We start from the raw sequence: 11,061 nt of genomic DNA, 5'->3' as shown, positions 1-11,061 counted from the left end.
CGCGGGGGCAGCAGCCCGGCCCAGGGCGGCCCGGTGACCGCGGCCGGCACGGTGACCGCGCCGGTCCGCTCGTCGAGCGCCTCCAGCAGTTCGCCCGCCGAGACCGTGATGTCCAGCCCGGCCGCGGCCCCGGCCCCGGGGGCGGCGAGCGGCAGCGGGAGCACGGCCAGCACCTCGAAGCGTGCGGGCCGGGTGAACGCGGCCAGCACGCCGTCCGCGCCGCGCAGCCGCACCGCCGCGGCCCGGTCCCAGCGCAGCTGGCGGCCGAGGAAGGCGGCGAAGCCCGCCGCCTCCTCCGCTCCGGCAAGGGTCAGCCGGGTCATGCCGGGGCCGCCTCCGGTTCCCCGCCCCGGCCGCCGCCGGCCGCGGAGTCGTCGGCGTAGCGCTCCAGGAACGCCCGCTCCTCCCGGGTCAGCCGCCGCGGCGCCTGCCGGTCCAGGTCGAACGGCACGATGACCGTCGAGGCGCGCACGTACACCGCGTCCTCGTCCTTGATGTCGTAGGCGACCGTGGCCGAGGCGGCGCCGATCTTGGTCACCCAGGTCTCGATGGTCACCGGGCGGTGCCGGTGCACCAGCGGCCGGAGGTAGTCGATCTCGTGCCGGGCCACCACCGAGCCGCCGGAGAACGGCACGGCCGGGTCGTACGCCCCGCCCCACCCCGCCACCACCTCGGCCGCGTGCCCGGCGTCCCCCGGGCCGCCCGCGGCGACCCCGCCGGAGACCCCGCCCGAGACCCGGCCCGGGGCGCCGGCGGCGCCCGCCGGGTCCCCGCCGGGGGCGCCGGCGGGCGGGGCGGCCTCCTGGGCCAGCCGGAACAGGAAGTCGATCCGCGCCTCCTCCAGATACCGCAGGAAGGCGACGTTGTTGACGTGCCCGAAGGCATCCATGTCCGACCAGCGCAGGTGGCAGGCGAAAACGTGGCGCACGGGAATCGGCCTCAGCCCCGGGTCAGCTTCTTGTGCGTGGCCCGGTGCGGGCGGGTGGCGTCCGGCCCGAGCCGCTCGATCTTGTTCTTCTCGTAGGACTCGAAGTTGCCCTCGAACCAGAACCACTGCGAGTTGCCCTCGTAGGCGAGGATGTGCGTGGCGACCCGGTCCAGGAACCACCGGTCGTGGGAGATGACCACCGCGCAGCCGGGGAACTCCAGCAGCGCGTTCTCCAGCGAGGAAAGGGTCTCCACGTCCAGGTCGTTGGTGGGCTCGTCCAGCAGCAGCAGGTTGCCGCCGCGCTTGAGCGTCAGGGCCAGGTTGAGCCGGTTGCGCTCGCCGCCGGAGAGGACCCCGGCCGGCTTCTGCTGGTCCGGCCCCTTGAAGCCGAAGGCCGAGACATAGGCCCGGGAGGGCATCTCCACCTTGCCGACGTTGATGTAGTCCAGGCCGTCGGAGACGACCTCCCACAGCGTCTTCTTGGGGTCGATGTGCTCCCGGCTCTGGTCGACGTAGCTGATCTGCACCGTCTCGCCGACCTTGACGGTGCCGCCGTCCGGCTGCTCAAGGTCCTGGATCATCTTGAACAGCGTGGTCTTGCCCGCGCCGTTGGGGCCGATCACGCCGACGATGCCGTTGCGGGGCAGGGAGAAGGACAGGCCGTCGAAGAGGACCTTGTCGTCGAACGCCTTCTGCAGGTTGTCCACCTCGACCACGACGTTGCCCAGCCGCGGACCCGGCGGGATCTGGATCTCCTCGAAGTCCAGCTTCCGGGTCTTCTCGGCCTCGGCCGCCATCTCCTCGTAACGGGCGAGGCGCGCCTTGGACTTGGCCTGCCGGCCCTTGGCGTTGGAGCGGACCCACTCCAGTTCTTCCTTGAGCCGCTTCTGCCGCTTGGCGTCCTTCTGGCCCTCCACCTTCAGCCGGGCGGCCTTGGTCTCCAGGTACTTGGAGTAGTTCCCCTCGTAGCCGTGGGCCCGGCCGCGGTCCAGCTCCATGATCCACTCGGCCACGTTGTCCAGGAAGTAGCGGTCGTGGGTGATGGCCACGACCGTGCCCGGGTACTTGGCCAGGTGCTGCTCCAGCCAGGCCACCGACTCGGCGTCCAGGTGGTTGGTGGGCTCGTCCAGCAGCAGCAGGTCGGGCTGCTCCAGCAGCAGCCTGCACAGCGCCACCCGGCGCCGCTCGCCGCCGGAGAGATGGGTGACGGGCCAGTCGCCGGGCGGGCACTCCAGGGCGTCCATGGCCTGTTCGAGCTGGGCGTCGAGGTCCCAGGCGTTCGCGTGGTCGAGCTGCTCCTGGAGCCTGCCCATCTCCTCCATCAGCTCGTCGGTGTAGTGGGTGGCCATCTCCTCGGCGATGGCGTTGAACCGGTCGAGCTTGGCCTTGGTCTCGGCCACACCCTCCTGGACGTTCTCCAGGACGGTCTTGTCCTCGCTCAGCGGCGGCTCCTGGAGGAGGATGCCGACGCTGTAGCCGGGGGTGAGGAAGGCATCGCCGTTGGAGGGCTGCTCCAGACCGGCCATGATCTTGAGCACGGTCGACTTGCCGGCGCCGTTGGGGCCCACGACGCCGATCTTCGCACCGGGCAGGAAGGCCAGGGTGACGTCGTCGAGAATCACCTTGTCGCCGTGCGCCTTGCGCGCCTTGCGCATCGTGTAGATGTACTCAGCCAAGAGAAACCGTCCGGCACTAGTTCAGCGGTCTGTGGGCAATCGGATCCATCCTGCCGCATGGCCCGTCCACAGCGGAAATGCCCCACCCGCCCCCCTCCCCGGCCATGTACCGAGGGTGAGCACTCCGGCACCGGCGTTCCCCGCGTTGTGGCGCAGCAGCCGGTGCCGGACGTGCAGCTGCTGCTCGATGATCCGGGCCGAGGCGCGCTCCGGGGTGCGCGGCATGAGGGCGTCGAGCGAGCCGGAGTGGTACCGCGCCTGGCCGTGCGGCGGCCCGGCCTCCCCGGTGATGCGGCGGGTGGAGATCCCGGCATGCCCCCGGGAGATCAGCAGCCGCTCGGTGGCATCCATCAGGGCCCTGGCCGTCCTGTGGTCCGTGGCTTCCTTGCCCGCCACCCGGCTCACCTCCCGCATCGGGTTGATTTCTCCCGTTGTGGAATCCATGGTCCCCGGAGTCAGGCCGCACCGCCCGGCCCGTACGCTCGGGCCCATGACCGTGTCCCGTTCCCTCGCCCTGTTCACGCTGGCCGCCCTGCTGGAGATCGGCGGGGCCTGGCTGGTCTGGCAGGGGGTGCGGGAGCACCGGGGATGGGCGTGGATCGGCGCCGGGGTGCTGGCCCTGGGTGCCTACGGCTTCGTCGCGACCTTCCAGCCGGACGCCCACTTCGGCCGGGTGCTGGCCGCCTACGGCGGCGTCTTCGTGGCCGGCTCGCTGGCCTGGGGCATGGCCCTGGACGGCTACCGCCCCGACCGCTACGACGTCCTCGGCGCCCTGGTCTGCCTGGCCGGAGTCGCCGTCATCATGTACTCCCCCCGCGGCGGCTGAGGCGCACCGGCGCCAGGCCGCGTCGGCGCGGGCGGCCCCGACGGCGCGCTCGGTGCGTACGGCGGGAACCTCGCGGCGCAGAAGGCCGCGGCGCAGAAGGCTGTCCGGGCTGCTGGTGTCCAGGAGCCCGCCTGCCAGGCGGGGGGGGTTCACCGGTTCCGCCGGTTTTCGGACGTTTCCGGCGCCAGGCGTCGCCGGGCCGCCCGGCCCCGCCCTATGCTTCTACACAGCTGTAGAAACAGGCGGGGTGGGGCACCGCCCGCACCCTGCCGTCCGGTGACCGCCGGACAACGAGGCGGAGGGGAATCCATGGCTGCGGTGGACCTGGAGAAGGTGCTGGACAAGGCATGGGCGGACAAGAGCCTGCCGGAGATCCTGTCCGCGCCGGTGGCGGCGCTGAAGGGCGTGTCGGAACGCGACGGCGAACTGCTCCGCGAGGCCTTCGGCGTGCGCACCGTCGCCGACCTCGCGCGGCTGAAGTACGTGCGGTGGGCGCAGGCCCTGGCCGCACTGGAGGAGTCCGGCGCCTGACCGGCACCGCCCCACGCCGGAAGACGACCACCCAAGACCCGGAAGGGAAGTGAACGCCGGTCATGGTGTTCAAGAAACTGCTCGGCTCGCTCGGCATCGGCGCGCCCACCGTGGACACGGTCCTGGACGGCGGCCCGGTCACCCCGGGCGGAACGCTGACCGGGCAGGTCCACATGCGCGGCGGGCAGGCCGACTTCGACATCCAGCACATCACTCTGGAACTCGTGGCCCAGGTGGAGGCCGAGCACAGCGAGGGCGAGGCGCACGGTGTCATCGCCTTCCACCGCGCCGCGGTGGGCGGCGGCTTCCGGCTGCACCAGAACGAACAGCGCGCCCTGCCCTTCTCCCTGCCCCTGCCCTGGGAGACCCCGGTCACCGAACTCCACGGCCAGCCGCTGGGCGTGGTCCTGGGCGTGCGCACCGAACTGGTCGTCGCCTCCGCCCGGGACGCCGGCGACATGGACCCGGTGACCGTCAGCCCCCTGCCGGTGCAGGAGGCCGTCCTGGACGCCTTCGGCCGGCTCGGTTTCGGCTTCAAGTCCGCCGACCTGGAGCTGGGACACCTCCACGGCACCGGCCAGCAACTGCCCTTCTACCAGGAGATCGAACTCCACCCCGCGCCGCAGTACGCGCACGCGGTACAGGAGATCGAGGTCACCTTCCTGGCAGGCCCCGGCGGAATGGAAGTGGTCCTGGAGGCCGACAAGCGCGGCGGGTTCTTCACCGGGGGCCACGACGCGGTCAGCCGGTTCACCGTCGGCCACCACGAGCAGCACGACTGGACCGCGCTCGTGGACTCCTGGGTCCGCCGGATGGTCGAGAACCACGCCGCCCACCCGCACCACGCGGCACCCCACGACCCGCCGATGCACCAGGGCCACCACGGCGGCCACCCCCTGCCGTATCCGCAGCAGGGCTACGTGGACAAGGACGGCCACGGCGGTCACCACGGGCCCCGCCACGGCCACGGCGGTCCCGGCATGGGCACCGCCGTCGCCGCCGGCGCCGCCGGCCTGGCGGCGGGCGTGGCCGGCGGCATGGTCCTGGACGAGGTCTTCGACGACGACGGAGGAGACGAGGGGGGCGACGAGGAGTAGTCGCCGGCCCGGCCCGCCGCACCCGCGTCCCCGGCCCGCACCCCCGGGGACCGCGGGGCCTCGCCGGGACCGCCGCCCGTCCGCCGCCGTTACAGCGGAGTGGCGGCCTTCAGCAGCAGGAACATGGTCACCGCCGAGTTTGCGGAGGACAGTGCCGAGGCGGCGGCACCGGCCGCGGCGGTCCAGCAGGCCAGCCCCACGGCCGTGAAGGTCGGCGGCCAGGGCCGCGCCACGGGAGGCGGCGCCAGCAGTGCCGCCACCCGCCGCGGCACCGGTCCGGGGCCGGCACCGGAGACGGCCCCGGCCCCGGCCGCACCAGCGAACGCCGGCACCGGTCCGCCTCGCGACACCAGCGCGGCCCTGCCGATCGCCCGCGCCACCAGACGCCGGTCCCCCACCTCCCGTGCGGCCTCCTCGTCCGCCCAGCGCTCCGCCGTGTACAGCACAGCGGTCCGCAGCGGGCGAAGAAACGGATGGGCCCGCGCGGCCAGCGTCACCGCCAGCAGCAGCCGGTGGTGTCGGCCCGCCAGATGGGCCCGTTCATGCGCGAACAGCGCCCGCCGCTCCCCCGCCGACAGGCTGCCGAGCAGCCCGGTGGAGGCCACGATGCGTCCCCGGCCGCCACCCGGCAGCGCGTAGGCGTAGGCGGCCTCGTCCGGCACCACCGCCACGCGCGCCGAACCCACACCCGCCAGCGCCCGCGCCACCCGACGCCGCGTCCACAGATGCCGCCACAGGGACCGGCCGCATCCCAGCAGCACCGCGGCCAGCGCCGGAATCGCCGCCTTCGCCGCCACCTCCTCGAACGGCACCGCCTCCGCCACCTCCGGGTCCGACCACCCGTCCGGCAGCGGATTGCCCGGCAGCTGCGCTGTGCCCACCACCATCACCAGACCGACGCACACCGTCGAACAGGACGCCATCACCACGCCCACCCCGGTCAGCAGCCACGTGGCGCTGCGCGGGTGCAGCTGGTGCTCGGCGAGCTTGGCGATCGGCCACGCGGTCAGCGGGAGCACCAGTGGCAGCACGACGAACCAGCCCATCTCACCCGCCCCCGGAGCCCTCGTCCCGGTCGTGATCCCGGTCCCGGTCCTGGTCACCGTCCGGCAGCCCCAGCAGGTCACGCAGCAGCCGCTCGTCGTCTGCCGACAGCGCCGTCACAAAGCTTGCCAGCACCGCCTCGCGGTCCGCCTCGCCCTCCAGCACCCGCCGCATCCGCAGCGCCGCCAGCCCCGCCTCGTCCGCGGCCGGCGCCCAGGCGAAGGACCGGCCCGTCCGCTCCCGGACCACCGTGCCCTTGGCCAGCAGCCGGGACAGGATCGTCACCACCGTGGTGTACGCCAGGTCCCCGCCCAGCCGCTCCTGCACCCACCCGGCCGTCACCGGCCCCGGCGCCTGCCGCAGCGTCGCCAGGACCAGCGCCTCCAGCTCGCCCTGACCGCGCCGCCGGGAGCGCCCGCCCCGCCCTCTCATGACCGCTCCTCCCTGCCCGGCCCGCCGGAACCCTCATGCTAGCCAGCCCGGGGGCTCCCCCACGGTCCCGCAGCCGCCCGCGGCCGGGAAGACGACCGCACCCGGTCCGTCAGGGCCGCCGTGCTCGGCGGCCTGCGGACCGGGTGCGGACCGGTGGACCCTGCGTGTGGGGAGATCGCAGGTCAGAGGGGCTGCATCAGCTCTTGGCCTTCTTGCGGAGGAAGAACACCACGGCGCCGCCGGCGATCAGCAGGGCCAGGGCGATGCCCCCGTACAGCGCGGGGTTGGTGCTGCTGCCGGTCTCGGCGAGGTCCGGGCCGTCGTTCCCGGTGCCGGCGCTGCCGCCGGTCGAGGCCGGGGCCGGGGTGTTGTCCTCGTCGCCCTCGTCCTCACCCTCGTCCTCGTTGTCCACCGAGGTGTCGCAGTCCAGCACACCGGTGAAGGTGGCCACCGGCTCCTCGGCGTCCTGGCCGAAGACCTCGATGGTGTAGGGCTGCTTGTTCTCCGCCGGGACGAAGTGGGTCTCGGTGGCGCCGGCGCCGACGGTGATCTCCTCACCGCCGACGGTGAAGGTGTACTCACCGCCTCCCGCGTTGGTCAGTTCGAGCTGGACGCCGCCGTCCACACAGGTCTCGGAGGCGTTCACCACACCGACCGGCTCCGGCTCGGGCTCCGGCTCGGGCTCCGGCTCCGGCTCGGGGGCGGCGGCCCAGTTGGCGGTGGCCGTGGCGGTGACCGCGGAGTCGGTGGAACCGGCCAGGATCATCGTCTGGGTCTCGTGCTCGATACCGGTGAAGGCCCGGCCCAGCGGCACGGTGGTGGTCACCGTGGCGGTGAACGAGGTGCTGTCCGCCCCGGCGTCGGCCGGCACGTCGAAGAACAGCTCGGTGCCGTCGGTCACCGGGGTGTCCTCGGTGACGAGCTCACCGGCGGCGTCGACGATGTTCACGCCCAGCCCGGCGGCTCCCGGGTCGGGGGTGATGACCACCGAGTCGGCGCTGGTGGAGACGGTGACCGGGCCCAGCCTGTCGCCGGCCTGGCCGCCCACGGCGGCCGGGTTCAGCTCCAGGGAGGGACGGTCCGGCTCGGCCAGGTCCTCGGCGTTCTTCTTCAGCCACTCGGTGAGCTTCTTGGCCTTCCGGTTCTTCGGCATGGCGTCGATGCCGTCCGAGAAGTGCCAGATGGCGGCCTGGGTGCCCGCCGCGGCCTGCTGGGGGGTCAGGGACGGGGCGCCGACCTTTCCGGCCAGCGCGTCCAGGTCGTCCACGGTCGGGTAGGAGTTCTGCAGGATCCAGTGGATCTTGCCGGCGTTGGCGTTGCCGGCCAGGGACGAGGCGTCCCAGCCGACCTCCTTGTAGTCGACCCCGGTCCTGGCCCGGGTGCCGAAGTCGATGCAGTAGGTCTTGACGGTCCCGCCGCCCGCCACCTCCATGGTGAACAGGCCGCCGGAGACCTCGCTCCGGTGGCCGCCGCGCCGGATGACGACGGTGTCGTAGGTCTCCAGCTCGCCCAGCGTGGCGGTGGCGCCGCCGTTCCGCGGATTCTCGTCCGCGACGGCCGGTCCGGCGGTGGCGATCGTCCCCGCGGCGAACAGCGCGGTGGCGAGGGCGGTGGCCGCAAGGCGGGCAACGACCCGCTTGCGTACAGAAGTCATGGTGAGTCCCCTCCATGATGCGCACGGGCTGCCGTCGCAACTCTGGACAGCAGACTTCACAGTTGCCCCGTGCATGCGCCATGGATGCTAGGGAGCGAAACACAGCACTGTCCCCCGCCATCGGTAACTCCACGCCTACCGAGGTGTAATCGTTATCTTCAGCGCCAGGCCAATCGGGCCTTCGCGACATCCCCGCCACGCCGGCCGCCCGCCGCCGGGCGGGTGAACGGCCGTCGGACGGCGGGCGCGGCGGGCGGGTTGCGAATGTCCCGCGAACCTTCTGCGAACGGTCACGGAAGGGACCGCAAAGCCCCCGCGGCCGACACCGGATCGCAGTGGCGGGGCGGGTTGGCCGGACGGGCCGGCGGGGCGGGCCGACGGAGCTTCAGCGGGAGTCCAGTCCCCCGGCGGCGATGAAGAACTGCTCCCGGACCTCGCGATAGCGCAGCAGTTCGGCGGCGATGGGCTCCAGCACCTGGGCGCGCCCGCGGGAGGCCGCGATCCGGCGCAGCCGCTCCTCCTCCCGGCGCCCCCAGGCCCGGGCCGGGGCACCGGCCGCGAGCCGGCAGATCCACGCCAGCAGCGGCGCCGCCAGCGCCGCGCCCACCAGCAGCCCGGCGGGCAGCCAGAAACCGGCCACCGCGTGGCCGGCCACCGCCAGCAGCAGCCAGCACACGCCCAGCAGCTGAGTGGCCAGCAGGCCGGCCTGGGCGACCGCGGCCACCGCCCACCAGCGGGGGCGTGGCAGCCGGACGGACCGGCCGGACGGTGCGGCGGCCGGCGGACGGGGACCGTGGCGGCCCTCCGGGGCGCCGTACGCCTCCGGCGCCCCGTGGGGGGCGTCCGGACCGGTGTACCCGTCGCCGGGGGCGGGGAGGCCCGCGGGCGAGCGGTCCGGGTTCTCCGGGCGGCCGGGCCGGTCCGGCCGGCCGGTGCGGTCCGGGCCGTCCGGGTGATCCTGCAGGGGCGGCCGGGACGCCATCGCCTGTTCCAGCTGCCGCGGCAGATCGCGGGCGCCCGTCCAGGCCGCGGCCTGCACTGCCCGGGCCCACGGCCGGGGAAGTTCGGCGGCGGCCTCGTCCGCCACCCGCCGCACCGCCTCCTCCACGGCCGGGCGGCACACCGTGGGCGGCGCCAGCAGCAGCCCGCGGGTGCGGGTGGCCAGCTCCGCCGGCTCGCCGCGGCGTACCGCCCGGCGTTCGGCGATCCGCCGGGCGAGCTGGGCCCAGGGGGTGCCGCAGGCGCGTTCCGCGCGGCGCAGCAGGTAGCGCTCGGCGGCCAGCCCGGCGGCCGGGGCACCGACCGCCGCGGCCAGGCGCTCCTCGAATTCCTCCCGGGCCTCTGCGGTGAGCCCGGCCGGGGCCTGCACGGTGTCGGCGATGCACACCGGGCGCAGCCGCCGGGTGGCTCCGTCCACGTCGGCCAGCAGCCGCCGGGCCGCGGTGGCCCGGCTGCCGACCAGTTCGCCGAGCAGCCGCCGCAGTTCCGGCAGGCCGTCCCCGGTGACCGCGGAGACGCCCAGCACCCCTGCCCCCGGCTCACCGTGCTCGCCGAGCGCCACGCCCCGCTCGTCCAGCAGCCGCCGCAGATCGTCCAGTACCGCCTCGGCGGCGTCGGGCGGCAGCCGGTCGGTCTGGTTCAGCGCCACGATGCTGACCTCGGCGTGTCCGGCGAAGGCGCGCAGATAGCGCTCGTGCAGCACCGCGTCGGCGTACTTCTCCGGGTCCACCACCCAGATCACCCCGTCCACCAGGGAGAGCAGCCGGTCGGCCTTCTCCCGGTGGTCGGGGTCCACGGAGTCGTAGTCGGGCAGGTCGAGCAGGATCAGGCCGCGCAGCGCGGCGTCGGTGAGGTGGGCCCGGCGGCGGGCGCGGGACGGGATGGCGAACCGTTCCAGCAGCGCCTCGGGGCCGAGGCTGCGCCCGGCGTCCCAGGTGCAGGCGACGGGCGCGGCGGTGGTGGGGCGGCGCACCCCGGTCTCCGAGAGCTGTGCCCCGGCCAGGGCGTTGAACAGGCTGGACTTGCCGCTGCCGGTGGCCCCGGCGATGGCGATGGCGGTGTACGCGCGGGGCAGCCGGGCGCGGGCCGCGGCGGCGTCCAGCACCCGGCCGGCCTCGTCCAGCACGGCCGGGTCGAGGCGGGAGCGGGAAAGGCCGACGAGCTGGCGGAGCGCGGCCAGCCGGACGCGCAGCCGGCGGTCGGCCTCGGATTCGGTGAGGGTGTCGGGGGCGGGCGGCGGGGCGGGCACCAGCGGCTCGGGTTCGTCCTCGTCCTGGTACTCCTGGCTCGGCACGTGGTACGGCACGCCCCGGCGGGCGATCACCCCGTCGTCCCACAGGGTGGTGGCGGTGCCCGGTCCGGGCGGTGGCCCGGACGGCTGCGCCGCGGTGGTGTCCTCCGGCACGGTTCTCTCCTTCCGGGTGGGCTTGGGGCGGGATACGGGCCGGCCCGGTTCGCGGTGTTCGGCGCCGGGCGGCGGGGCGGAGACGCGGGGACGGGCACGGGCGGAGGGGCGGCGGTCAGCGGGCGGGCAGGCGTCTGCCCAGCAGGGAGTAGGCGGCGACCAGCTCGACCTGGTGGTCGGGGGTGACATCGAGACGGTGCAGGGGAGCGCCGCGCAGGTCACGCTCCTCACCGACCGCCCGGTCCACGTAGCGGTCCAGCAGCCGGGCGGCGCGGTCGCGCAGCCGGGCCGCGCGGGCGGAGCCGAGCAGGGCTCCCAGCGCCTCTCCGGCCGGGGCGGCGCGGCGCCCGCACAGCAGCGCGGTCATCAGCAGGGCGGCGGTCTCGCCGGCGTCGCAGGGGTGGTGCGGCCCGTCGTCCGGAATGGCCGCGGTGCCGCCGGGACCGCCGTATCCGCCGGGACTGCCGGG

Annotated in this window: 10 protein-coding genes and 2 pseudogenes; 3 read left to right on the top strand and 9 right to left on the bottom strand. The window is 74.5% G+C overall.

The window, feature by feature from the left end; translation table 11 throughout:
• The 4 genes and pseudogenes from GQS09_RS23515 to GQS09_RS23500 form a co-directional block, all read right to left on the bottom strand.
• Positions 1-323 (bottom strand): annotated as a pseudogene (locus tag GQS09_RS23515) (hypothetical protein); the annotation flags it as partial.
• Positions 320-928, bottom strand: coding sequence for a thioesterase family protein (locus tag GQS09_RS23510; protein WP_165989445.1), 609 nt, complete (start codon positions 926-928; stop codon positions 320-322). The pseudogene GQS09_RS23515 and the gene GQS09_RS23510, both read right to left, overlap by 4 nt.
• Positions 929-939: 11 nt before the next feature.
• Complete coding sequence (gene ettA / locus GQS09_RS23505; RefSeq protein ID WP_165989443.1) at positions 940-2,604, bottom strand: energy-dependent translational throttle protein EttA; 1,665 nt, start codon at positions 2,602-2,604, stop codon at positions 940-942.
• A gap of 21 nt (positions 2,605-2,625) precedes the next feature.
• The gene (locus tag GQS09_RS23500; RefSeq protein ID WP_165989441.1) at positions 2,626-3,048 is read right to left on the bottom strand and encodes a hypothetical protein; all 423 of its coding nucleotides are present in this window, start codon (positions 3,046-3,048) and stop codon (positions 2,626-2,628) included.
• Between the two features lie 46 nt (positions 3,049-3,094).
• Between GQS09_RS23500 and GQS09_RS23495 the strand changes: the two genes are divergently transcribed.
• The 3 genes from GQS09_RS23495 (at position 3,095) to GQS09_RS23485 (ending at position 5,058) form a co-directional block, all read left to right on the top strand.
• Positions 3,095-3,430 carry a YnfA family protein gene (locus tag GQS09_RS23495; protein WP_165989439.1) on the top strand — a complete coding sequence of 112 codons (336 nt, stop codon included), beginning with the start codon at positions 3,095-3,097 and terminating at the stop codon, positions 3,428-3,430.
• A 309-nt stretch (positions 3,431-3,739) separates the two neighbouring features.
• Complete coding sequence (locus GQS09_RS23490; RefSeq protein ID WP_165989437.1) at positions 3,740-3,961, top strand: hypothetical protein; 222 nt, start codon at positions 3,740-3,742, stop codon at positions 3,959-3,961.
• Between the two features lie 62 nt (positions 3,962-4,023).
• Positions 4,024-5,058, top strand: coding sequence for a sporulation protein (locus tag GQS09_RS23485; RefSeq protein ID WP_165989434.1), 1,035 nt, complete (start codon positions 4,024-4,026; stop codon positions 5,056-5,058).
• Positions 5,059-5,147: 89 nt separating this feature from the next.
• Here the strand turns inward: GQS09_RS23485 and GQS09_RS23480 are convergent, their stop codons facing one another.
• The 5 genes and pseudogenes from GQS09_RS23480 to GQS09_RS23460 all read right to left on the bottom strand — a co-directional run.
• A complete protein-coding gene (locus GQS09_RS23480) occupies positions 5,148-6,104 on the bottom strand; it encodes a M56 family metallopeptidase (protein ID WP_165989433.1) in 957 nt (318 codons plus the stop codon).
• Position 6,105: 1 nt separating this feature from the next.
• Entirely contained in the window at positions 6,106-6,534 is a 429-nt protein-coding gene (locus GQS09_RS23475; RefSeq protein WP_165989432.1) for a BlaI/MecI/CopY family transcriptional regulator, read from the bottom strand.
• Positions 6,535-6,730: 196 nt separating this feature from the next.
• Complete coding sequence (locus GQS09_RS23470) at positions 6,731-8,188, bottom strand: thioester domain-containing protein (protein WP_165989431.1); 1,458 nt, start codon at positions 8,186-8,188, stop codon at positions 6,731-6,733.
• Between the two features lie 385 nt (positions 8,189-8,573).
• A complete protein-coding gene (locus GQS09_RS23465) occupies positions 8,574-10,592 on the bottom strand; it encodes a GTPase (RefSeq protein WP_313896305.1) in 2,019 nt (672 codons plus the stop codon).
• 115 nt (positions 10,593-10,707) lie between these two features.
• Positions 10,708-11,061 (bottom strand): annotated as a pseudogene (locus tag GQS09_RS23460) (hypothetical protein); the annotation flags it as partial.

It is taken from the genome of Streptomyces sp. YIM 98790 (assembly GCF_011421595.1).
GTDB lineage: Bacteria > Actinomycetota > Actinomycetes > Streptomycetales > Streptomycetaceae > Streptomyces.
The sequence above is the reverse complement of the archived record's forward strand: the minus strand, read 5'-3'. Positions and strand labels throughout refer to the sequence as shown.